The organism is Neptuniibacter sp. QD72_48 (assembly GCF_047778065.1).
Taxonomy (GTDB): domain Bacteria; phylum Pseudomonadota; class Gammaproteobacteria; order Pseudomonadales; family Balneatricaceae; genus Neptuniibacter.
In genome coordinates, this window is the sequence record NZ_CP180547.1 from 3468946 (window position 1) to 3491160 (window position 22215).

Genomic DNA, 22215 nt, shown 5'->3' on the forward strand with positions numbered 1-22215 from the left:
ACATCATGGAATGAAGAGATAGCAAGAGTATTGCCAGCTTTAAAAACAATCTTAAAAAGATATAAATTTCAATAACTTAAGAAGAATAGCCATTTTTAAACAAGGTACATAATGCGGATAGCCACACAGCCTTAGCGGGTGATTTGTCACTAAAACCACACACAGATAAATCACGAAAAACAGGGCTAATTAAGTCAACGTTTTGCGGTATAAACCACGCTAATGCACTAGCTCAGTCTTTTACAAAACTTCGTCTTTGAATTCCGTATTTTGCCAACTTATCGTAAAAGGTTTTTCTGGGGACGCGCAGTAGTGAGATCGCCTCTTTTACGGAACCGGAGGATTGACTCAAGGCCTCCTCTATTACAGCGCATTCAAAAAAAGCGACCTTTTCACTTAAGGAAAGATCCTCTGGCATGGCCACACTTGGTTGATCGGCGTCGATCGAAATTGGCATCCCAAGCAACACCCTTCTTTCAGCGGCATTGCGCAGCTCACGAACATTACCCGGCCAATGGTAAGCCATGAGTTGATTGGACTCTTCACTAGCAAGCGCTGTTAGCGGTTTGTGATAACGCCCAGCAGCTATAGAGCTAAAGTGTTTAAACAACAATGGGATATCGGCTTTGCGCGCACGTAAAGGCGGTATATCTACTTTAACTAGGTTTAAACGGTAATAGAGGTCGGTGCGAAACAACCCTTGCTCCGCGAGTTCTAGCAGATCAATTTTAGTTGCTGCTACAAATCTAACATCCAGCGGGATAGCAGTATTACTGCCAACGGGAGTAATGGTTCTGTCTTCTAACACCCGCAGCATTTTTACCTGCATAGACATCGGCATACTTTCTATTTCATCTAGAAAAATAGTACCGCCTTGGCCGAAACCTAGCTGCCCGGTACGGTTTTCTGTAGCGCCAGTAAAAGCTCCCTTTTTACTCCCGAACAACTCGCTCTCAATTAGGCTTTCAGGTATAGCGCCACAGTTAATCGCAACAAAATTTGCATCAGCGCGACTGCTCATCTCATGTAAGTAGCGCGCTACCATCTCTTTACCGGAACCTGTTTCACCACTAATCAAAACATCCGCTGGAGTATCAACTACGGTATTAAGCAGCGCCATCATATCTTTCATTTCGGGGGTGTCGCCAAGTATCCGCACCCCTTTTTCTGGCACTGCTTTCAAACTGCTTTTAAGTGCTCGATTTTCTAGGACAAGGGCTCTTTTTTCACTAGCACGCTTAACACTATCCAACAGTTGCTCTGTGATCGGCTTTTCAAAAAAATCGTAAGCTCCTTGATGCAAACATGAGACTGCAAGCTGTACATCGGCATAACCGGTTAGCATGATGACCGGTATATCGACATCGATGGTTTGGATTTCACTAAGAAGCTTGGTGCCGCACATCTCTGGCATATTGATATCTGAAATCACCACACCTTGGAAATGTTCATCCAGTGTTTTTAAAGCCTGCGTACCGTTCGCGAACGCCTGGACTTCATAACCTTCTATCTTTAGAAGCTGGCTAAGGGAGTCACGAATGATCTCTTCATCGTCGATAATCCAAACTTTTGTCATGTTATTTGCTTCCAGTGTTACTTGATTTCAACGAGATCGTGAATGTTGCGCCAGTCCCTACATCAGTATTTCTAGCCGCTAGCTCGCCATCGAAAGAGCGAATAATGTTACGCGAGATAGACAAGCCCAACCCCAAACCTTGGTCGGACTTAGTGGTAAAGAAGGCATCAAATATAGTGTCTATATTTTGCAGATCTAAGCCAATACCGCTGTCGGTAATATGAATATCGACATACCCTTCTCTTTGACTAAAGCTGATACTAATAGATTTCGCCTGCTGCTCAGACATAGCATCTATGGCATTAGATAATAGATTAACCAGGACCTGCTCTAACTTTAATGCCTCACCCCAAACAAAACCGCTGTAGCGCTCCACAGACAAATCCACTTTATAGTTTGTGATTTGGGGCCCTACCACAACTAAAGCGGCATCAAGGCATTTAGACCATTCACACCAAGCTAATGCAGGCTCTTTATTCCGACTGAACTGTTTTAACTGCGAAACAATTTTATGCACTCGCTCAGTCATATCCTGAATGGTATTAAGCGTCTCTTTAGCTTCCTGATAGTCACCCCTATCAAGTAATCGTCGACAGGCAGCTATATAAGCATTCATAGCACTGAGCGGCTGATTGATTTCATGATTGATCGAAGCTGACATCTGCCCAATCGTAGCTAGCTTCGTCGACTGCATAAGTGCTTTATGCGCTTTATCTAACTCATCAGTGCGAACCGATATCTCCTTTTCTAACGCCCTACGGGTATACAGCAACTGGCGATAACCAGCAAAGCGTCGATAGAGATAGAAAGCCAAAACAAAGACCACGCTATAACCCAGCGAGAGCCAAATCATAAAATTGGTAATTTGATAACCCACCGTTGCCGCGGGGCTGAACGTAACCAGCTTGAGATTCATGATAGGCAAGGGAGATTCACCATAAAAATACAAACCCTGCTCGGCCTGAGCGTACTCTATTTGCCACTGCTGCAAATCAGCAAGTGCATACTTTCTTTTGCTGTTATTTAAAACATTTTGTTCTAGATCGAGGTAACGCTGACTATCTTTAATCTGGATCCAACTCAATACTTCGCTTTCGCTGAGCTGCTTAAGGCGCCAGAATGGGTGATTAGACATAAAGATGACATTATCAGACCCATATACCATAAACTTTGTAGAATGCTGACCAGACAGCCATTCGGTATCCTGTTCAAATCTGGAAATATCTACCTTTACAGCAGCAACGCCAATGATTTTTTCGTCGACGTAAACCGGAGAGGAAAAAAAGATGCCGCGCTCTTTAGAACGCACACCTAGAGCGTAGTAAGTAGAGTTTTGCCCCTGTATAGCCTGTTGAAAATAGGGACGGAAAGCGAAGTTCCCACCAATAAAACTCGATGCGCTTTGAAAGTTGCTTGCAGCCACTACATCGCCTTGCAGATCGAGTACATAAACCTCACTCGCCCCAGTTGTTTTGGCAATATCAAGTAACAGTAGGTTTAATTCGTGCGCTCCATTATTGAACTGCAGTAGTTGACGAATTTGGTAATGGTTCGTTAATAGTTCTGGAATATGTGCATAACGGGCAAGCTCTTTATTGAAATAGGTACTGACATTTTCAGCTTCATTCTTCACCTTTTGATCAAGTTCGATATAAAGACTTCGCTGAAAAAGAGAAACGCCAACAGACAGAGTAAGACCTAGACATACGAGGTAAAGTAAGAATACAAATAAGATTTTCCTGTCTCGCATACCAGAGCCCACACATAATTACCCGCATACTATGCCGTAATAACTATTTTAAATCATCGTACACAGGGTATTGTGATGTTATTGAACGCTCCTAGCACATTGTTTAAGCTCAAAATATACAAAAAAGCCCTGCTAGCAAAACTAGCAGGGCTTTTTTATACGTCTTTTTCTATCTGGTTTCTGCGTTAGCAGGCAAGACCCCAAAGGGTGTCAAAGTCCAGATTCTCCCAGCCGTCTTCGCCATCGTGAATCCAGAATGCACCACAGCACTCACAGCGATAGATCGAGCTTTCAGGAATTGAGCTAATTAGCTTTAGGTCAGCATGCGGAAAGCCAAGTCTTTCTTGCTTTTCACAGTTACTGCAGGATCTTTTATCATCTTCCATGATCGTGTACCTAAGTTTATTACCTAGATAAGCTTACTGAATAATGCCGTTTGTGAAACTAGGAAAAATTCTTAATTTCTTAAATTTTGAACAGAAACCTATATTTTTTTATAGTTTTCTACAGACACAAAAAAACCGGCCTAAGCCGGTTCTTTTGGTACGCCAGTGTCGATTAAGACAGTGGGTAGTTGTCTGGTAGTGGCAGACGCGCAACACCAGAATCGATCGCTGCTTGAGCAACTGCAGTAGATACAGCGCCTAGTAGACGAGAGTCTGTTGCTTTAGGGATGATGTAATCACGACCGAACTCTAGAGAGTCTAGACCGTAAGCATCAAGTACTTCTTGAGGAACTGGAGTCTTAGCCAGATCAGCAAGAGCGCGTACAGCTGCTTCTTTCATCTCTTCGTTGATTGCAGTAGAACGAACGTCCATTGCGCCACGGAAGATGAATGGGAAGCCAAGTACGTTGTTTACCTGGTTAGGGAAGTCAGAACGACCTGTCGCCATGATAACGTCATCACGAGTTTCGTGAGCAAGTTCTGGGCGAATCTCTGGATCTGGGTTAGCACATGCGAATACAACTGGGTTAGCAGCCATTTTAGATAGCTGTTCAGCAGAAAGCAGGTTAGGACCAGATAGACCAACAAATACGTCAGCACCGTCGATAGCATCGTCTAGTGTACGCTTGTCTGTTTCAGACGCGAACGCTGCTTTCTCTGGAGTTAGGTTTTCACGGCCAGAGTGGATAACACCCGTACGGTCGATCATGTAGATGTTTTCGATCTTAGCACCCATGTTCACTAGCAGCTTCATGCAAGCGTGAGCTGCAGCACCAGCGCCTAGGCATACGATTGAAGCTTCTTCTAGCTTTTTGCCAGCTACTTCTAGTGCGTTGATCATGCCAGCAGCTGTTACGATAGCTGTACCGTGCTGATCATCGTGGAATACAGGGATGTTACAACGCTCGATCAGAACACGTTCGATTTCGAAACATTCTGGAGCTTTGATATCTTCTAGGTTGATACCACCGAAAGTGTCCGCGATGCGCGCAACAGTGTCGATGAATGCCTGTGGGCTTTCAGCGTCAACTTCAATATCGATAGAATCAAGGCCAGCGAAGCGCTTGAACAGCAGTGCTTTACCTTCCATTACTGGCTTAGAAGCCAATGGACCTAAGTCACCAAGACCTAGAATTGCAGAACCGTTAGAAATTACTGCGACCAAGTTACCTTTAGCCGTGTAACGGTATGCATTTTCAGGATCCTTTGCGATTTCACGAACCGGCTCTGCTACACCCGGGCTGTACGCCAAGGAAAGATCACGCTGAGACTCAGCGTCTGTAGACAGTTCCACACTGATTTTACCTGGACGTGGGAACTCATGGTAATCAAGAGCGGCTTGTTTCATATCATCAGACATAGCTGCTGTTCCAATCTAGTTAAAAAGTCGAACACAGAACTATATAGAAAACATATTTGCCGAACAACTATTCCGCACCTGCAACAGGCTTTTTTTCTTTAGGTTAAACCTAAAGTACTAAAAAAACCTGCTAAGAAGTCGTAAAAAGATAGGATCAACGTTTAATGCTGTATATGTGCAAGATGGCTAATGCTCATCAGCCAAGGTTGGTAGTGTGCAGGTGCGTTATGACTTTTTGGCTTAATCCAGCCCCTTACTGTAAGGACTTTACCCTCAAAAGCTTCAATTTTCGCCTTGCCGCCTAGCTGCTCTGCAACAATAGGGCTAAATTTAACAGCAAGCTCGTCACCGATCTCTAAAATCCAACCAGAACGAATCTTTTTAACCGCTTCGACTTTACCTTTTAAGATTCTAAAGCCTGATTCACGGTTTTTTAGCGAAGCCACATCTCGAATCGGAGTTTGATTCCACAACCCAAGTTTGGCATCTACCGCACGTAGCTCTGCAGATTTAAGGCAATCAAGATAACCAAGATTCGGCGGTACCGCTATATGGTAGGCCAAGCCATTTTCAAGCAGAGATTCCCCAACATGCTGACCGTCAGCATAAAGATGAGCCAACCAACGCTTGTAGCGATCTTTTGACTCTTTACCAACCACTAACGCTAGATCAGCACCTTTTAATAAGGTTTTCAGGTGAGCGGTTGCTTGATCAGCATAAGCTTCGGCAGGTTTGTCTTCCTTGGCAGTTTCTGGGGTATTGATACCGATAAGGCGAACACGACGACCATCGGTCAGTTTTACTGTATCGCCATCATATATATGCGCAACGCTTACCTTTTCAGCATAATGAGGTTGTTCACACTGAGCTGCGGTAACGACAGCACTGTAACCAGAAACAAAAAAGGCGCACCACAATGGGAGCGCCTTTTTCAAAATTCTCATAAGTGACATCACTTATTTTTTCATGCCGCGGCCGCCAAAACGCTTGTTGAAGCGATCGATACGACCACCAGAAGTAGCTTCTTTCTGCTTACCAGTGTAGAACGGGTGGCAAGAAGAGCAAACGTCCAAGTGGATGTCTTTGCCCAGAGTGGACTTAGTTTTAACAACGTTACCGCAAGAACAAGTAGCGTTAATTTCTGCGTATTCCGGGTGGATACCAGCTTTCATGATAAACCTCATTAGATTCATGCCGCCACCTGATCTTCTGCCAGGCACCGCATTGATTTAAACTACCAGCAAAATAACTGGTACGTTAAGTAGGCGGCGAATTATACGCATCGATATAATGCTGCGCAACTTAAAACCGTTTAAAAAGTGAGCAATTTAAGCATATATGAGCATTTTACGGCTTGCCATTCCTAGCCCCCTACGCAGACTGTTCGATTACCACTGCCCGGAAGGGATCGATCCCCTTTCATTAAAGCCCGGTATTCGCGTTTTAGCCCCGTTTGGGAACAGAGAAGTCATTGGGATTTTAGTTGAGGTGGCGCAAAGCAGTGAGTTTGATCATAACAAGCTTAAAAGTGCCTCACAGATCTTAGATGACACCCCGCCTCTCCCTGCTCACCTGTTTAAACTGGCACGCTGGTCTGCAAGCTATTATCAGCATCCAGAGGGCGATGCCCTGCAACAAGCACTACCGGTTTTACTGCGTAAAGGCCAAGCCTGCGAATATCAGCACGAAACATTGTGGCGCGCCGCCGAAGGCGCTTGCTTAAGTGCCATCAAGAGCAACGCTAAACGCCAACTAGAGGCGTTGCAGCTATTACTCGATCATCCCCAAGGGATCAGCGGCGATGCTTTTCGTGCAGAAGGCGGGCAGACCGCCACCCTTAAAACCTTACAAGAGAAGCAGCTCGCCGAATCATTTAAGCGCGAACACAAACAGCACACAGGCCCGATTCTGCATGAGTCGCCTCTTCCATTAAATGACGAGCAAGATAATTGCGTAAAGCAGATCGCTCAATTTGATGGTTTTAATGCCTGCCTATTAGAAGGTGTCACTGGCTCAGGTAAAACCGAGGTTTACCTGCAAGCGATCGAGAAAGTTATTAATGAAGGCAAGCAAGCCCTAGTGCTCGTGCCAGAGATCGGTTTGACGCCGCAAACCGTGGCGCGTTTTCAGCAACGCTTTAACGTGCCTATTGTTGCACTACACTCTAATTTAACCGATCGCCAACGCTTGGATGCCTGGCTACAAGCGCGCGAAGGCATTGCGCGGATTATTATTGGTACCCGTTCGGCTATTTTTACACCGATGAAAGCGCCCGGCATCATTATTATTGATGAAGAGCACGATGCTTCGTTTAAGCAACAAGACGGCTTCCGCTACTCCGCTCGCGATTTGGCGGTCGTTCGTGCCCGTTCGGAAGAGATCCCTATTGTTTTAGGCAGTGCCACACCCTCTTTAGAGACGCTACAGAATGCGATCGAAGACCGCTATCACTGGCTCAAGTTGACTCAACGCGCGGGTAACTCATCTCCTCCTGAATTCAGGTTGTTGGATATCCGGCAGGAGAACTTATCAGATGGCCTGTCGCCGCAACTGATACTGAATATAAAGAAGCACCTAGAAAGCGGCACTCAGGTTTTGGTGTTTTTGAATCGCCGTGGATTTTCGCCGACGTTAACCTGTCACGATTGCGGCTGGATAGCAGACTGCACCCGCTGTGATGCGCATATGACTCTGCATCAACGCCCTGCGCATCTGCACTGTCATCACTGTGACAAACAAGCTGCTATTCCGCATCGCTGCCCTGAATGTAATAGCGATCAACTGCAGCCGGTTGGCGTAGGAACTGAGCGCAGCGAGCAAGCACTGCAGAAACTTTTCCCGAACTTCCCGGTGATTCGTGTTGATCGCGACAGTACCCAGCGAAAGAACGCGATGCAGGAGATCATGAATCAGGTAAACAGTGGCGATCCCTGCATTTTAGTAGGCACGCAGATGCTCGCCAAAGGACACCATTTCCCACGGGTAACTCTGGTCGCAATTATTAATGCCGATAGCGGCTTATTTAGCGCCGATTTCCGTGGCATGGAGCGTACAGCACAGCTAATTCTGCAAGTTGCAGGACGCGCTGGGCGTGCCGACCATGCGGGTACAGTCATGATGCAAACCTACCACGCAGATCACCCAACCCTGCAAACACTGGTTCAGCATGGTTACAGCGCATTCGCACAAGAGGAGCTGCATAACCGTAAAATGGCGCAACTACCGCCGTTTACTCACTACGCATTACTTCGCGCAGAAACCACACAAAATGGTCGAGCCGAATCATTTTTGAGTGCGATTAGACAGCAGTTGGAAGATGACATGCTTCTACCACAAGATGCCCATTGGATCGGACCTTTCCCAGCACCTATGGAAAAACGTGCGGGTATGCATCGAGCACAGCTGATGATCTATGCGCAAAATCGTAAAGCGCTTCATCAGTTATTAGCCAACCTGTGTTGGTATCTGGAGCAAAATAAAGAGTCTCGAAAAGTACGCTGGTCTATAGATGTCGATCCAGCGGATACTTTTTAAGCAGATCTCGCCTTTCAGCTCTTAACATAGGCAGATTTTACAGGGATAATACGCGGTTCTTCTGAAGCCCCATCCGATCAAATTGATCGACCTTGGGCTCACCGACTTACTTCAAACGGTATTTGTACGCTAATGAAAGAGATAATTGCAGAGCTGATTGACTCCGCCCTGAAGACACTGATTGAAAATGGCACTTTGCCTGCCGACGTAGAACCTAAAATCATGGTGGAAAACACCCGTGATAAATCTCATGGTGACTACGCTTCTAACATCGCTCTGACATTAGCTAAACCAGCTCGCTGCAACCCTCGCCAACTGGCTGAGAAATTGGTTGACGCACTACCAGCATCAGACAACCTAAAACGCACAGAGATTGCGGGCCCAGGCTTCATCAACTTCTTTATCAGTGGTGCGTCTACTAGCTCTCTGTTGAAAAACATTCTGGAGCAGAAGAACAACTACGGCCGTAACAATAACGGCGAAGGTAAAAAAGTTCAGGTTGAGTTTGTATCGGCAAACCCGACTGGTCCTCTGCACATCGGTCACGGTCGTGGCGCAGCAGTAGGTGACTGCCTATGCCGCATCATGGAAGCGAACGGTTGGGATGTGACACGTGAGTTTTACTACAACGATGCTGGTCAACAGATCAACAACCTAGCGCTGTCGGTACAAGCACGCTGCAAAAACCTAACACCAGATGATCCAAGCTGGCCTGAAGATGGTTACCGCGGTGACTACATTATCGACCTAGCGAACAGCTACATGGCTGGCGATACGGTTGAATCTGAAGACCAGTCTTTCACTGGCGCTAAAGATGCAGATGATCTGGAATCTATCCGCCACTTCGCTGTTGCTTACCTACGTCGCGAACAGGATCTAGACCTTAAAGCGTTTGCAGTAGATTTTGATGTCTACTTCCTAGAGTCTTCTCTATACGCAGAAGGCAAAGTAGAAGCTGCCGTTCAAACGCTGATCGAAAACGATTTCACATACGAAGATGGCGGCGCACTTTGGTTACGCACAACGGACTTTGGCGATGACAAAGACCGTGTAATGCGCAAGAAAGATGGCGGTTACACTTACTTCGTACCCGACGTGGCTTACCACCTTGATAAGTGGCAGCGCGGTTTCGACACGGTTATCAACGAACAAGGTGCCGACCACCACAGCACGATCACACGTGTACGTGCAGGTCTTCAAGCACTTAAAGCAGACATCCCTCAAGGCTGGCCTGACTATGTACTTCACCAGATGGTTACCGTTATGCGCGGTGGTGAAGAGGTTAAGATCTCCAAGCGTGCAGGTAGCTACGTAACCCTACGCGACCTAATCGACGAAGTAGGCCGTGATGCAACACGTTACTTCCTAGCAGCACGTAAGTCTGACAGCCATCTAACCTTTGATATCGACTTGGCGCGTTCTCAGTCTGCTGATAACCCTGTTTACTATATCCAGTACGCTCACGCGCGTGTTTGCTCTATCTTCCGCAAACTAAGCGTAGGCAACTTGGAGTGGAACGAAGCTGAAGGCATCGCTGCACTAGATAAGCTAGAGCTAGAATCTGAAAAGAACCTAGTGATCAATCTGGGCAAATACCCAGAAGTGGTTAAGAATGCAGCCAATGCACGTGAGCCACACCAGATCGCTAACTACCTGAAAGATCTAGCGGCAGAGTTCCACACTTACTACAACTCAGAGAAGACTCTAGTAGAAGATACGGATGTACGTAACGCGCGTCTAACACTGGCTGTAGCAGTACGTCACGTACTAGCAAACGGTTTGGATCTACTAGGCGTATCTGCACCGGAGCAAATGTAAGTAGATGGCATCTCGTAAGGATTACGCCAAAACCAAGCGTGGTAAAGCTTCAGCTAGCCGCGCTAAGCCTGCCCCAAAGAGAGCCCCTGCTAAGCAGAAAAAGCGCTTTCCTACTGGGCTACTGGCGTTAACCTTATTGCTGCTGGGCGGCCTTGGTTACGGTTTATATAACCTAACTAAGGTTGATCCTGGCGAAGCCAGCACGCCACTGGCCAACAGCAAGCCTAAGCCTGCTCAGACGGCTGAAAAGCCGAAACCAGCTCCATCAAAGCCAGTTAAAAGTCAGGCACCGGTGATTGAGAAGTCGACAGCGTCAACTGATAAGAGCCGTTTCGAATTTTACGAAATGCTTAAAGAGAGCGAAGTTGAAGCACCTAAGGATGTGTATAAATCCACGCCGAAAGATGCCAAAACTCAGCATAAGTATCTGTTACAAGCCGGCTCATTTAAGGCCAAAGCCGATGCCGAGAGAATGCGCGCTCAGTTGATACTACTTGGACTGCCAAACGTCCACACCAATATCAGCACCAGTAAAGACGGCACCCAATGGTATCGGGTGCGTGTCGGCCCATTCGATAACCGCTCGCGCTTATCTAAAGCCTACGACAAATTGGTTCAGCAAAATATCCAGCCTTTGCGAATCAAACAGTAAAAGCTAAAAGCCCATCCTTAAGTCGATGGGCTTTTTGTTTTTACAGCCTTGAAATTCATCTCTTAGTCACCATCTTTCTTTAAACCTATAAAGAAACAGTGCAATACGCTTCATCGATTTATAGCGCACTGTTTAAGATTCACTCCCATTAGGAGCAGATAATGACAACGATAGTATCCGTACGTCGTGGCGATAAAGTAGTTGTAGGCGGTGATGGCCAAGTATCGCTAGGCAACACTGTAATGAAAGGCACTGCACGTAAAGTTCGCCTTCTGCCTAAGCACGATGTAATTACCGGTTTTGCCGGCAGTACCGCTGACGCAATTACCCTACTTGATCTTTTTGAAGCTCAGCTAGAGAAACACCAAGGCAACATTTTCAATGCCGTTGTAAGCCTAGCGAAAGAGTGGCGCGGTGACCGTGTGCTGCGCAAACTTGAAGCACTTATGCTGGTTGCTAACAAAGAAAAAACGTACCTAATCTCGGGTAGCGGCGACATTATTGAACCAGAAGATGGCGTTATCGCTATTGGTTCTGGCGGCAACTTCGCTTTGGCTGCTGCACGCGCCCTAACCGACAATACTGAGCTTTCTGCTAAAGATATTGTTGAGAAGAGCCTACATATCGCTGCTGGTATCTGTGTATTTACCAACGGCAACCTGACTATCGAAGAACTTGATTCAGTTCAGTAATCCAGCCACAGGAGCTAATTATGTCTAACATGACACCACGTGAAATTGTATCCGAGCTGGATCGTCACATTATCGGCCAAGACGAAGCAAAACGCGCAGTAGCTATCGCACTTCGTAACCGCTGGCGTCGTATGCAACTTGATGATGAGATGCGTACTGAAGTTACCCCTAAAAACATCCTGATGATCGGTCCTACTGGTGTAGGTAAAACTGAGATCGCACGTCGTCTAGCAAAACTAGCTAACGCACCGTTCATCAAAGTTGAAGCGACTAAATTTACCGAAGTCGGTTATGTTGGTCGTGACGTAGAAACCATCATCCGTGACTTGGTTGATATGTCGATCAAGATGCTGCGTGAGCAGGAGATGGATAAAGTACGCTTCCAAGCTGAAGAAGCAGCAGAAGAGCGTATTCTTGATGCCCTATTACCACCAGCACGTCCTGCAAACTTTGGCGAAGAACCTACTCGCGAAGACAGCGCTACGCGTCAGGTATTCCGTAAGAAACTACGTGAAGGCCAACTAGACGATAAAGAGATCGACATCGAAGTGGCTCAGCCACAGATGGGTGTTGAGATCATGGCGCCTCCGGGCATGGAAGAGATGACTAACCAACTGCAAAGCATGTTCTCTGGCATGGGCGGTGGTAAGAAACAGTCTCGCCGTTTGAAGATCAAAGATGCTTTTAAAGCCCTAACCGATGAAGAAGCAGCGAACCTTGTTAAAGAAGATGAGCTGAAACAATCTGCAGTTGAGCTAGTTGAACAGCACGGTATCGTCTTCCTAGATGAGATCGATAAAGTCTGCAAAGGTGGCTCTAACAGCAGCGGTGACGTATCTCGTGAAGGTGTACAGCGTGACCTGCTGCCGCTAATCGAAGGCTGCACAGTCAGCACTAAGTACGGCATGATCAAAACTGACCACATTCTGTTTATCGCATCCGGTGCATTCCACTTAGCTAAGCCATCTGACTTGATCCCAGAGCTGCAAGGTCGTCTGCCTATCCGTGTTGAGCTAAACGCTCTAACACCAGAAGACTTCCGCCGTATTCTGAAAGAGCCAAATGCGTCGCTGACTGATCAGTACACAGCGCTACTTGGTACTGAAGGCGTGAGCGTTGAGTTTACGGATGAAGGTATTCATCGTGTCGCTGAACTGGCATTTGAAGTAAACGAAAGCACAGAAAACATCGGTGCACGTCGTCTACACACAATGATGGAACGTCTACTAGAAGAGCTTTCTTTTGCTGCATCAGACTGCTCTGGTCAGACTATCAAAGTAGACAAAGCTTTTGTTGATCAGCAGCTTAGCGAGCTAAGCAAAGATGAAGACCTAAGCCACTACATCCTGTAATTAGGACCCTGTAACTGGGAGTAAGATGATGTCTAAAGCACCATTACCGACACAGATTAAGCTGCACAAGAAGTCTCGCACGCTGGAATTAAGCTATGAGGATAAAACCTTTGAGCTAAGTGCCGAGTACCTGCGCGTGCACTCTCCATCTGCTGAAGTGCGCGGCCATGGCATCGGCAATGGCGTGCTGCAAACTGGCAAAAAGCTGGTAGGCATTAAAGAGTTGATACCTAGCGGTAACTACGCTCTAAAGATTGTATTTGATGATGGTCATGATAGCGGTATCTATACTTGGGATTGCCTACATGACCTTGCTTACAATCACGATCAGTATTGGCAAGAGTATCTTCAGAAACTCGCAGATGCTGGCGAATCACGCGATGGCGGTATGATCGCTATCGGCCGATAAGCTTTCCAGATCGATCATAAACACTAAAAAGGGCTATTCATTAATAGCCCTTTTTTTATTTCTGGGTGACTTCTACCTAAAATAATCCCTCTTCAATCGCAGACAATTTCAGTAGATAAGGTTAAAATCCCCTTCTAATCTAAGATTTTCAGGACATCCGGATATGGCAGATCAACACAACGACAACACCACTCACTTTGGCTTTGAAAACGTCAAAAAAGAGGAAAAAGTACAGCGTGTTGCTGATGTCTTCCACAGTGTTGCTGGCAAATACGATCTGATGAACGATCTGATGTCCGGCGGCGTTCACCGTCTTTGGAAACGAATCACTATCGAACAAAGTGGCGTTCGTTCTGGTAATACCGTCCTAGATATCGCGGGCGGTACTGGCGATCTGACCATGCGTTTCTCGCGCCTTGTGGGTCCTACAGGTAAAGTTGTTCTTGCTGACATCAACGACTCTATGTTGAAAGTTGGCCGTGACAAGCTGATGGATAAAGGTGTAACGGGTAACGTTGAGTTTGTTCAAGCAAACGCTGAAGCCCTGCCATTCCCTGATAACACCTTCGATGTGATCACAATCGCATTTGGTCTTCGTAACGTAACCGATAAAGATGCAGCGCTACGCTCTATGGCACGCGTACTTAAGCCTGGCGGTAAGTTGATGGTATTGGAGTTCTCTAAAACAGATAACCCACTGCTAACTAAAGCGTACGATTTCTACTCGTTCAATATCCTACCGCACATGGGTTCTGCAATTGCTGGCGACGCTGATAGCTACCGCTACTTAGCTGAGTCCATCCGCATGCACCCAGATCAGGAAACCCTGAAAGGTATGATGCAGAATGCTGGCCTGACAAACTGCCGCTACCAGAACATGACTGGCGGCATCGTGGCACTACACACAGGTATCAAGCCTTAATCGCTTTTTAGGATTTAACTCATGCTCGAGATGCTTCAAGCTACCCTCTTCACGACTGCAGAAACGGTATGCAACCAACTGCTCAAACGTGACCCGGTTACCCTGCAACATCTTGAGCGCCTAACAGGCAAAGTGATTGCGATTGAGTGCACTTCACCTGCGCTTAACCTTTACCTACTACCTAATGCCGATGGCCTTCAGATCCAATCGGTTTACAACGATGAACCGACAACTACGCTTCGTGGTAACGCCGCCGACTTTATCACTCTGCTAACCAGCAAAGATAAGTCTGATGCGATGTTTGGCAAGACGGTTCAGGTCAGCGGTGACAGCGCTTTAGCTACCCGTTTCCAACAGATTCTGAGCGACGCTCAAATTGATTGGGAAGCGATGCTAGGTGATGTGATTGGCGACCTTCCTGCACACCAAGTAGCCCTGTACACAGCTTGGAAAGCTCAATGGTATAAAAACAGTGCTTCTAGCTTTATCCACAACTTGGATGAGTTTGTGAAAGAGGAAGTAAGGTTTATCCCTACACGTCCAGAGATGGACCTTTTCACCAATGAAGTTGAGCAACTTCAAGAAAGAGCTGAGCGTCTGGCCGCTCGCGTTGAACAAACGCTGGCAAAGCACAAAGCTTAAGTTACCAACGTCTGCTCCATTCGTTCTGAATTAGAACGGTTTTACGACAACAAAGATCAAAATTGGAATAAAGATCAGTAACGGTAGTTCGTTAAACAGACGGAAGTAACGACCACTGCGATCTAAAGTTCCCGCTCTCATTTTGTTTAAGTACGCTTTACACCAGAAGTGATAGCCGATCAGCAAGCCGACAAACGTCAGTTTTGCATGCATCCAGCCACCACCAATGCCGTAACCAAACATCAGCCATAAACCTAGGCCTAAGGTGAAGATCGCCATAATGCTCATAAAGCCGTAGAGCTTACCGGCCATGATCTCTAATCGAGCAACATCCTGCCCTGCTTCACGCCCTTCAACGTAATGAACAAAGATACGTGGCAGGTAAAAGATACCTGCCATCCAACTGGTCATCGCCAGAATATGAAAGACTTTTATCCACAAAAACGACATACAAATTCCTTAGTAACCGAGCAGCGGATAGAGTTCTCCGCGCTTAACAATTTTTTGAGCAGATTGAATCGTACCGTCACTCTGCCATTCAGAAATAACCTTCTTCAACAGAGGTAAGGCTTGCTCTTCGGTCATACCCGGTTTAAGAACCGGCTGATAGAGCAGCTTGAGCAAAAGGTAATCTAAACCAGACAATAGCGTCTCTGGCGTACGATCATTAAAGATAGAGGGATAAACCTTTTCCGAATCGTTTGGCAAACCCATCACCTGCGTGATCTCTTCAACGATACAGGTAACTAATTTGCCATGCATCCTAGCCTGATCAACCGGAATAATTACCGCCGCTTGATCGATCTCATAGCGGCCATTCACTCGGAAGTTCGCCATGCAAACCGCACCATGAACGATCTTTTCCGCACGCTTACCAAAGAGCTCACCTACCTGACGTTTCCACAAAGACTGCTTAGTAAAAACCATAATCAGGTTAGCGTCCTGTTTACGACTGACGGTCTTAATCGATAAACCAGTTATCTCGGACAGATGTTTGAGGTGCATATTTACCAAACTGGTATGCACCTCAGCGTCGGGCACTTGGTGATCCAGCCACACCCGAATTGGCTTATTCCAGCGTCTGACCATACGCCCTTGAAGACTGTATTCATTGCGTAGCGCCACCTCTTTAAAAGCCTGCAGAATAAACTCAGGCTGCTGCCAGCGAACAGCAGAATCAACAGCCGCCGCAGGTAAGGTAAATAGCGCGCTGAATAACGCAATAAACAGAACGAAGCTTTTCACGTATTACACAGCTTCTGTTGTTACGGAAAGCAGACCTGTCAGCTCTACCTGAAGCTTATCTCCAGGTACTACGGGGCCTACACCTGCAGGCGTGCCGGTTAACACTACATCACCCGGCTCTAGAGTAAAGAACTCACTAGCATGGCTAAGAAGCGGCAACACTTGATTCAACATAGCTGCACTGTTGCCCTGCTGACGGATCTCACCGTTAACGGTCAATTTGATCTCTACGTCTTGTAGATCGGCAACTACATTTGGAGCAATAAAAGGAGAGAGCGGGCATGAACCATCGAACGCTTTCGCCTTCTCCCACGGATGACCTTTCTCTTTTAGCTTTCCTTGAAGATCACGGAAAGTTAGATCTAACCCTAAGCCCACGCCGCTAATCGCCGCTTTCGCTTCTTCTTCAGACGCATTACTCAGTTTAGAACCAATCAGAATCGCCATCTCCGTTTCAAAATGAACAGAACCATGCCCTTGCGGCACAGTAAACGGCTGAGTCATATCAACCACACTCGTAGCGGGCTTGATAAACAACATAGGCTCGGTAGGGATAGGATTATTCAGCTCTGCAGCATGATCGGCATAGTTACGACCGACACAAATCACTTTACCCGTTGGCAGGTTTACCAAATCTCCGTCGACATTACTGTGTTGATAGCTCATAGGTACTCCTTTAATTGTCGTGGGGTGAAGTTTACCCCCCTGCCGCACAGCGCTCCAGTTTTACGCTTGTTTTATAGTAGAGCATTAAGCTGGATAGCAAAGTAATCAGCAGAATAACCAAAGAACCAAAGACCACACCATCCCAGCCCCACGAGTGCCAAAACGGGTCTAAATAGAAGCCACCGCTACTAGCCCCCAGATAGTAGAACAGCAGATAAATAGACGAAGCTGTCGCTCTAGCGTGCAATGCAGTATGGCTAACCCAGCTACTTGCACAGGAATGAGCCAAGAAGAAACCAAAGGCGCTGACCAAGAAGCCTAAAATGATCGCCCATAAACTACCCTGAAGAGTCAGCAGCGTACCGGCCATCAAGATAATGATCCCCATAGCCATGACTAATGGCTGCGGAATATTTTTAGCAATACGCCCAGAAAACGCAGCGCCCACCGTACCACTGAGGTAAGTCAGGAATAGTAATCCAAGCACCCCCGCCGATAGGTAATAGGGCTCATCAGCAAGCAGAAATGTCGCATAGCTGTATTGGTTGATAAAGATAAAGAAGTTAAGTCCGCCAACGATATAAGCTAGTAACAACAGAGGATTAGACAGATGCTGATAGGCATCTGTCATCATCTGAGTTGGCACGACCTTTCTTGCGCTGAAATTCTCTGATGGCGGTAACAACCAAACAAACAAACATAGACAAAAGAAGCTAATGAAGGTCATCAAGGCGAATGCTTCCTGCCATCCGAACAGTTCACCGGCAAAACCACCTATAAGGCGCCCACCAATGCCCCCTAAAGTGTTGCCGCTGATATACAAACCGACTGCGGCAATTAAGCCTTTTTTTGTGAACTCATCGCCCATATAAGCGATCGCGATAGCCGGCAAACCCGCTAAGCAAATACCTTGTAATGCTCGCCAGAACAGCAACCACCTGAAATCAGATATCTGTGACAAAACAAAACTACAAAGCACTGCCCCGCACATCGTCATCAGCATCAACCGCGTGCGTCCAAGGGCATCAGATAGGGGACCAAACACCAACAAAGACAAACCCAAGGTCAAAGTAGTCACTGTTAAGCTCCAACTGGCTAATAGTGGACTAATCTCAAACTCCTCCGCCAACATCGGTAGCAAAGGGTGCGTGATGTAGAGATTGGCAAACACCATAAAAGAGCCTATGCATAAGGCCATAGTTGCGCGCCAAAATTGACTTGTACCTGCTTCGATCATGTTCCACCTCTCATTCGTGGTGGAAGACTAGCAATCGCAAAGCCATCATAAAAATATATACTTCTTATAGCTTTGATAAGAAAATATGATGATGGATATAAAACACCTACGCTATTTCAAAACCGTTGCCGATCTCAACAGCTTTACTAAAGCCGCTGAAAAGCTACACATTGCACAGCCTGCAATGAGTATGGCGATCAGAAAGCTAGAAGAAGAGTTAGATCTAAAACTTCTACATCGATACGATCGTAAAATCAGCCTGACCGATGAAGGTGAACACCTTTATCGCCATGCCAATAAGATTTTACAGGCTACCGAAGATGCCATTTTGGAGATGCAGGAGCTGAAAGGCTTGCTCAAAGGCGAAGTACGCGTAGGCATTCCAAGCATGCTTGGTTCTTATTATTTTCCGCCTATTTTGATGGCGTTTCGGCATCGTTATCCACAACTGACATTAACCGTTATTGATGGCGGCGCAGGCAAACTACAACGACTGTTAGAGCAAGGGGAACTCGATTTAGCGGTTATCGTCGATAAATCTATCCCCAGTAAGAATCTAGAATCCAAAGTCTTTCTGCAAGAACAGATGATGGTGATCTCACCGCTCGACCACCCCTTTGCCAGTTTAGATAGCATTGAATATTCACAACTATTTGCGGAGGAACTGGTGATGTTTAATACCGGCTTTTTCCACCGCAATGTAGTCGATGATCTGGCGGCACAGGCGGGCATCACGCCCAAGATCAGCTTTGAGACTAACCTGATCCCTCTGATTAAATCGATAGTTAAACAGGGCTATGCCATCTCAACCCTGATGGCGATGGTAATCGAAGATGAACCAGGATTAGTGGCGCGCCCTTTCACAAAACCAGTCTGGTTAGACCTTTCAATCGCGTGGCGTAAAGATGGCTATCTATCTCAGGCTAACCAAACTTTTGTCGATTTTGTGTTGGAAAACAGCCCAATTAAATCCTGAAATTTGCAGCGATTAGCATTTAATTTTATGATTCGCGCAAATTTTAGGAGATCAAACATGCTGAACGTAAACGAATACTTTGACGGCAAAGTAAAATCTATCGGCTTCGAAAACAGCGAAGGTAAAGTAACTTCTGGCGTAATGGCACCAGGCGAATACGAATTCGGCACAAGCGAAGACGAGCTAATGAAAGTAGTTAGCGGTGAGCTAATCGTTAAACTACCTGGCAGCGAAGAGTTCCAGTCTTTCCCAACAGGCACTGAATTTAAAGTTGCAGCGAACCAAAGCTTCCAGCTTAAAGTTGAGCAAGCAACAGCTTACCTTTGCTTCTACGGCTAAGGAAAAACAAGGCTTCTATAATCTCAATATAGAAGCCTATCTCCCCCAAATATCACCTTCATGCAATCCACCTCATCTCAAGATGAATATTTTTCCGCCAATCTGAGCTTTTCATTCATCCTTTTCAACTTTGGCTGTGCTAATATTCGCGCTTAATTTTAAAGCGTTTAAACCTGTGGCCCTCCTAGATACTAGAAAAAGCCACGCAAATTAAAGAGCTGCACACCATGAGCCAAACAACCTCTCTCGATAAAAGCAAAATCAAAATTTTGCTTCTGGAAGGCGTACACCAATCTGCGGTGGACACTTTTAATCAGAATGGTTACACCAACATCGAATTCTTAACTGGTTCTCTACCAGAAGAAGAGTTGATTGAGCGCGTTAAGGACGTTCACTTTATCGGTATCCGTTCCCGTACTCAGCTAACTGAAGAAGTATTTGAAGCTGCTGAAAAATTGGTAGCTGTTGGTTGCTTCTGTATCGGTACTAACCAGGTAAACCTGGAAGCCGCTACGATGCGTGGTGTTGCGGTATTTAACGCACCTTTCTCTAACACTCGTTCTGTAGCAGAACTAGTAATCGCTGAAGCAATTCTTCTGCTTCGCGGTGTTGCAGAGAAAAACGCTAAAGCTCACCGTGGTGAGTGGCAGAAGTCTGCTAAAAACTCTTACGAAATCCGTGGCAAGAAGCTAGGTATCGTAGGTTACGGTAGTATCGGTTCTCAGCTAAGCGTTATTGCTGAAGCAATGGGTATGGATGTTTACTTCTACGATGTAGTCACTAAGCTTCCGCTAGGTAACGCAACTCAAGTTGGCTCTATGAAAGAGCTTCTAAACATGAGTGACATCGTTTCTCTACACGTACCAGAAACGCCAGCAACTAAAGATATGATGGGCGAAGCTCAGTTCGCTGAGATGAAACAAGGTTCCATCTTCCTTAACGCTGCTCGCGGTACTGTTGTTGTAATCGATGAACTATGTAAAGCACTAGATTCTGGTCGTCTACTAGGCGCGGCTATCGACGTATTCCCAGTTGAGCCACGTACTAACGATGACGAATTCATCTCACCACTACGTGAGTATGACAATGTAATCCTAACTCCACACGTAGGCGGTTCTACGATGGAAGCTCAGGAAAACATCGGTTACGAAGTAGCTGAGAAGTTGATCAAGTACAGTGATAACGGTTCTTCTATCACGTCTGTTAACTTCCCAGAAGTTGCACTACCAGAGCACCCACACGTTCACCGTCTACTTCACGTACACAACAACGTGCCGGGCATTATGTCTGCGATCAACACTGTCTTCTCTGAAAACAGCGTTAACATCAGCGGTCAGTATCTACAGACTAACGAGAAAGTTGGTTATGTAGTTGTAGACGTTGATGCAGATTGCTCTTCTGTAGCACTAGAAAACTTGAAGCAGATCGAAGGCACAATCCGTTGCCGTCGCTTGTTCTAAGTTGATCTGATTTGATCAAAACGGGCAGCCCTAGGGCTGCCCGTTTTCGTTTTCCCAGCGTTTAAATATCGACTCAATCTGATTAAACACCTGATCCCGGTATTGCGGTGTTTCATTCACCAGATGATGTTTCGCCTCCTCAATCAACGTTAACTCCATCTCAGGATAAAGCCTACCCAATACAGCCATATTGTGCTGCCAGTCGACCGTACTATCGAGGGTTCCCTGAATCATATGAATGCGCCCCGGTACAGGCAGATGCGCTTCGATCCAATCCCCCCACGCCAACATAGCGCCTACCCAACTCACAGGGATTTCGCGGTGCTGCAAACAATCCCCTTCCCGTAGAAAGCGAATAAAATCATCGTCATGAGAGTTTTGGCTATAACGTCTCGGCACTCGGCGTAATACGTATTTCAGCCAGCGAAATTTGCGCTGTATGCTGCGCCACAGGCTTGGTCTTACTAAGGGTGCCAACAACACTCGCTCACCCAAGGAAGGCATAGTTTGATCGGTAAACAGTAGCTGATGCGCCATCACCACCGCCCCACCTGTACTCTGACCAACTAAATGAACCGGGTAAGATAGCTCCTGATCTAAACTCGCCAGCAGCTCCGCTAGCTGAGTCGCATAGTGTTGAAAATCGTCCACAGCCAGCGGATCACCATCGGATAAACCATGACCACTCAAATCATAACAGAGCAGATCAAACCCGCTTTTCAAAAGGTCATCAATCAGGTGCTGATATAAGCCAACATGGTCCATATAACCATGCACCAATACAACTGTTCCGCGGTTACGGGAACGGTCTAAAACCGAGAAGGATTGCAGGGTCACAGAAACTTCATCGAGCGCTATACAGCCAATCCGATAATTGGATTTTTCTGCGATATCCAATAAGCCATAACAGGCTAAATACGCACGAACACTTTCGCTCGGTATTCCAAACCCCGTTTCAATATAAGGCCTTAGCCCTTTAACGAGGAGATCACGATCAAATAAGGTCATAGACACCACCTTAGGGACATTCCCGCACAACTTAGGTGATCATTTCATACTTAACCTTAGCTAATACCGCAGCCATTCGCTCAATTTATACCGAATATAAGGCCCATTTATCATACTTTTGGGTCGACTTA

At 46.3% G+C, this 22215-nt stretch carries 22 protein-coding genes; 11 read left to right on the forward strand and 11 right to left on the reverse strand.

Annotated features, from left to right (window positions below; genetic code table 11):
* Positions 1–232: 232 nt before the first annotated feature.
* From ACMXYX_RS15865 to rpmE, 6 genes are all read right to left on the reverse strand, one after another.
* Positions 233–1576, reverse strand: a complete 1344-nt coding sequence (locus ACMXYX_RS15865; protein ID WP_415906266.1) for a sigma-54-dependent transcriptional regulator — start codon at positions 1574–1576, stop codon at positions 233–235.
* Between the two features lies 1 nt (position 1577).
* A complete protein-coding gene (locus tag ACMXYX_RS15870) occupies positions 1578–3326 on the reverse strand; it encodes a sensor histidine kinase (RefSeq protein ID WP_415906267.1) in 1749 nt (582 codons plus the stop codon).
* A 185-nt stretch (positions 3327–3511) separates the two neighbouring features.
* On the reverse strand, positions 3512–3712 hold the full coding sequence (locus ACMXYX_RS15875) for a hypothetical protein (protein WP_415906268.1): 201 nt from the start codon (positions 3710–3712) through the stop codon (positions 3512–3514).
* Between the two features lie 172 nt (positions 3713–3884).
* Positions 3885–5132: a malic enzyme-like NAD(P)-binding protein gene (locus tag ACMXYX_RS15880; protein ID WP_415882626.1), complete on the reverse strand. Its 1248-nt coding sequence runs from the start codon at positions 5130–5132 to the stop codon at positions 3885–3887.
* A 161-nt stretch (positions 5133–5293) separates the two neighbouring features.
* Positions 5294–6076 carry a thermonuclease family protein gene (locus ACMXYX_RS15885; protein ID WP_415906269.1) on the reverse strand — a complete coding sequence of 261 codons (783 nt, stop codon included), beginning with the start codon at positions 6074–6076 and terminating at the stop codon, positions 5294–5296.
* A 12-nt stretch (positions 6077–6088) separates the two neighbouring features.
* A complete protein-coding gene (gene rpmE, locus ACMXYX_RS15890; RefSeq protein ID WP_415884686.1) occupies positions 6089–6304 on the reverse strand; it encodes a 50S ribosomal protein L31 in 216 nt (71 codons plus the stop codon).
* Between the two features lie 166 nt (positions 6305–6470).
* Between rpmE and ACMXYX_RS15895 the strand changes: the two genes are divergently transcribed.
* From ACMXYX_RS15895 to ACMXYX_RS15930, 8 genes are all read left to right on the forward strand, one after another.
* Complete coding sequence (locus tag ACMXYX_RS15895) at positions 6471–8666, forward strand: primosomal protein N' (RefSeq protein WP_415906270.1); 2196 nt, start codon at positions 6471–6473, stop codon at positions 8664–8666.
* A gap of 132 nt (positions 8667–8798) precedes the next feature.
* Positions 8799–10484 carry an arginine--tRNA ligase gene (gene argS / locus ACMXYX_RS15900; protein ID WP_415906271.1) on the forward strand — a complete coding sequence of 562 codons (1686 nt, stop codon included), beginning with the start codon at positions 8799–8801 and terminating at the stop codon, positions 10482–10484.
* Positions 10485–10488: 4 nt separating this feature from the next.
* Positions 10489–11136 carry an SPOR domain-containing protein gene (locus ACMXYX_RS15905; RefSeq protein ID WP_415899382.1) on the forward strand — a complete coding sequence of 216 codons (648 nt, stop codon included), beginning with the start codon at positions 10489–10491 and terminating at the stop codon, positions 11134–11136.
* A 161-nt stretch (positions 11137–11297) separates the two neighbouring features.
* On the forward strand, positions 11298–11828 hold the full coding sequence (gene hslV / locus ACMXYX_RS15910; protein ID WP_415882631.1) for an ATP-dependent protease subunit HslV: 531 nt from the start codon (positions 11298–11300) through the stop codon (positions 11826–11828).
* Positions 11829–11848: 20 nt separating this feature from the next.
* Complete coding sequence (gene hslU / locus ACMXYX_RS15915; protein ID WP_415882632.1) at positions 11849–13180, forward strand: ATP-dependent protease ATPase subunit HslU; 1332 nt, start codon at positions 11849–11851, stop codon at positions 13178–13180.
* Between the two features lie 28 nt (positions 13181–13208).
* Positions 13209–13589 (forward strand): gamma-butyrobetaine hydroxylase-like domain-containing protein, encoded by a 381-nt coding sequence (locus tag ACMXYX_RS15920; RefSeq protein ID WP_415882633.1) that lies wholly within the window; start codon positions 13209–13211, stop codon positions 13587–13589.
* Between the two features lie 163 nt (positions 13590–13752).
* On the forward strand, positions 13753–14511 hold the full coding sequence (ubiE, locus tag ACMXYX_RS15925; RefSeq protein ID WP_415906272.1) for a bifunctional demethylmenaquinone methyltransferase/2-methoxy-6-polyprenyl-1,4-benzoquinol methylase UbiE: 759 nt from the start codon (positions 13753–13755) through the stop codon (positions 14509–14511).
* Positions 14512–14532: 21 nt separating this feature from the next.
* The gene (locus ACMXYX_RS15930; RefSeq protein WP_415902206.1) at positions 14533–15153 is read left to right on the forward strand and encodes an SCP2 domain-containing protein; all 621 of its coding nucleotides are present in this window, start codon (positions 14533–14535) and stop codon (positions 15151–15153) included.
* 30 nt (positions 15154–15183) lie between these two features.
* Here ACMXYX_RS15930 and ACMXYX_RS15935 read toward each other — a convergent pair whose 3' ends face one another.
* The 4 genes from ACMXYX_RS15935 to ACMXYX_RS15950 are packed head-to-tail and all read right to left on the reverse strand — an operon-like array spanning position 15184 to position 18301.
* Positions 15184–15603, reverse strand: a complete 420-nt coding sequence (locus ACMXYX_RS15935; RefSeq protein ID WP_415882636.1) for a CopD family protein — start codon at positions 15601–15603, stop codon at positions 15184–15186.
* A gap of 9 nt (positions 15604–15612) precedes the next feature.
* Positions 15613–16398, reverse strand: coding sequence for a DUF2927 domain-containing protein (locus ACMXYX_RS15940; RefSeq protein ID WP_415906273.1), 786 nt, complete (start codon positions 16396–16398; stop codon positions 15613–15615).
* 3 nt (positions 16399–16401) lie between these two features.
* Positions 16402–17064: a fumarylacetoacetate hydrolase family protein gene (locus ACMXYX_RS15945; RefSeq protein ID WP_415906274.1), complete on the reverse strand. Its 663-nt coding sequence runs from the start codon at positions 17062–17064 to the stop codon at positions 16402–16404.
* Positions 17065–17095: 31 nt separating this feature from the next.
* Entirely contained in the window at positions 17096–18301 is a 1206-nt protein-coding gene (locus ACMXYX_RS15950; protein ID WP_415906275.1) for an MFS transporter, read from the reverse strand.
* Positions 18302–18392: 91 nt separating this feature from the next.
* On the opposite strand from ACMXYX_RS15950, the gene ACMXYX_RS15955 reads away from it, so the two are divergent.
* From ACMXYX_RS15955 to serA, 3 genes are all read left to right on the forward strand, one after another.
* A complete protein-coding gene (locus tag ACMXYX_RS15955; protein ID WP_415906833.1) occupies positions 18393–19277 on the forward strand; it encodes a LysR family transcriptional regulator in 885 nt (294 codons plus the stop codon).
* Positions 19278–19334: 57 nt separating this feature from the next.
* Positions 19335–19616 (forward strand): pyrimidine/purine nucleoside phosphorylase, encoded by a 282-nt coding sequence (locus tag ACMXYX_RS15960; protein ID WP_415882641.1) that lies wholly within the window; start codon positions 19335–19337, stop codon positions 19614–19616.
* A 227-nt stretch (positions 19617–19843) separates the two neighbouring features.
* Entirely contained in the window at positions 19844–21076 is a 1233-nt protein-coding gene (serA, locus tag ACMXYX_RS15965; protein WP_415899390.1) for a phosphoglycerate dehydrogenase, read from the forward strand.
* 30 nt (positions 21077–21106) lie between these two features.
* On the opposite strand, the gene ACMXYX_RS15970 is transcribed toward serA, so the two are convergent.
* Positions 21107–22084, reverse strand: coding sequence for an alpha/beta hydrolase (locus ACMXYX_RS15970; RefSeq protein ID WP_415906276.1), 978 nt, complete (start codon positions 22082–22084; stop codon positions 21107–21109).
* Between the last annotated feature and the right edge of the window lie 131 nt (positions 22085–22215).

Coding starts and splice junctions, on each gene's coding strand:
- ACMXYX_RS15865 (WP_415906266.1), bottom strand. CDS start 1,576: ATGACAAAAGTTTGGATTATCGACGATGAAGAGATCATTCGTGACTCC.
- argS (WP_415906271.1), top strand. CDS start 8,799: ATGAAAGAGATAATTGCAGAGCTGATTGACTCCGCCCTGAAGACACTG.
- rpmE (WP_415884686.1), bottom strand. CDS start 6,304: ATGAAAGCTGGTATCCACCCGGAATACGCAGAAATTAACGCTACTTGT.
- ACMXYX_RS15960 (WP_415882641.1), top strand. CDS start 19,335: ATGCTGAACGTAAACGAATACTTTGACGGCAAAGTAAAATCTATCGGC.
- ACMXYX_RS15875 (WP_415906268.1), bottom strand. CDS start 3,712: ATGGAAGATGATAAAAGATCCTGCAGTAACTGTGAAAAGCAAGAAAGA.
- ACMXYX_RS15920 (WP_415882633.1), top strand. CDS start 13,209: ATGTCTAAAGCACCATTACCGACACAGATTAAGCTGCACAAGAAGTCT.
- ACMXYX_RS15905 (WP_415899382.1), top strand. CDS start 10,489: ATGGCATCTCGTAAGGATTACGCCAAAACCAAGCGTGGTAAAGCTTCA.
- ACMXYX_RS15885 (WP_415906269.1), bottom strand. CDS start 6,076: ATGAGAATTTTGAAAAAGGCGCTCCCATTGTGGTGCGCCTTTTTTGTT.
- hslV (WP_415882631.1), top strand. CDS start 11,298: ATGACAACGATAGTATCCGTACGTCGTGGCGATAAAGTAGTTGTAGGC.
- ubiE (WP_415906272.1), top strand. CDS start 13,753: ATGGCAGATCAACACAACGACAACACCACTCACTTTGGCTTTGAAAAC.
- ACMXYX_RS15895 (WP_415906270.1), top strand. CDS start 6,471: ATGAGCATTTTACGGCTTGCCATTCCTAGCCCCCTACGCAGACTGTTC.
- hslU (WP_415882632.1), top strand. CDS start 11,849: ATGTCTAACATGACACCACGTGAAATTGTATCCGAGCTGGATCGTCAC.
- ACMXYX_RS15935 (WP_415882636.1), bottom strand. CDS start 15,603: ATGTCGTTTTTGTGGATAAAAGTCTTTCATATTCTGGCGATGACCAGT.
- ACMXYX_RS15970 (WP_415906276.1), bottom strand. CDS start 22,084: ATGACCTTATTTGATCGTGATCTCCTCGTTAAAGGGCTAAGGCCTTAT.
- ACMXYX_RS15930 (WP_415902206.1), top strand. CDS start 14,533: ATGCTCGAGATGCTTCAAGCTACCCTCTTCACGACTGCAGAAACGGTA.
- ACMXYX_RS15870 (WP_415906267.1), bottom strand. CDS start 3,326: ATGCGAGACAGGAAAATCTTATTTGTATTCTTACTTTACCTCGTATGT.
- ACMXYX_RS15880 (WP_415882626.1), bottom strand. CDS start 5,132: ATGTCTGATGATATGAAACAAGCCGCTCTTGATTACCATGAGTTCCCA.
- ACMXYX_RS15950 (WP_415906275.1), bottom strand. CDS start 18,301: ATGATCGAAGCAGGTACAAGTCAATTTTGGCGCGCAACTATGGCCTTA.
- ACMXYX_RS15955 (WP_415906833.1), top strand. CDS start 18,393: ATGGATATAAAACACCTACGCTATTTCAAAACCGTTGCCGATCTCAAC.
- serA (WP_415899390.1), top strand. CDS start 19,844: ATGAGCCAAACAACCTCTCTCGATAAAAGCAAAATCAAAATTTTGCTT.
- ACMXYX_RS15945 (WP_415906274.1), bottom strand. CDS start 17,064: ATGAGCTATCAACACAGTAATGTCGACGGAGATTTGGTAAACCTGCCA.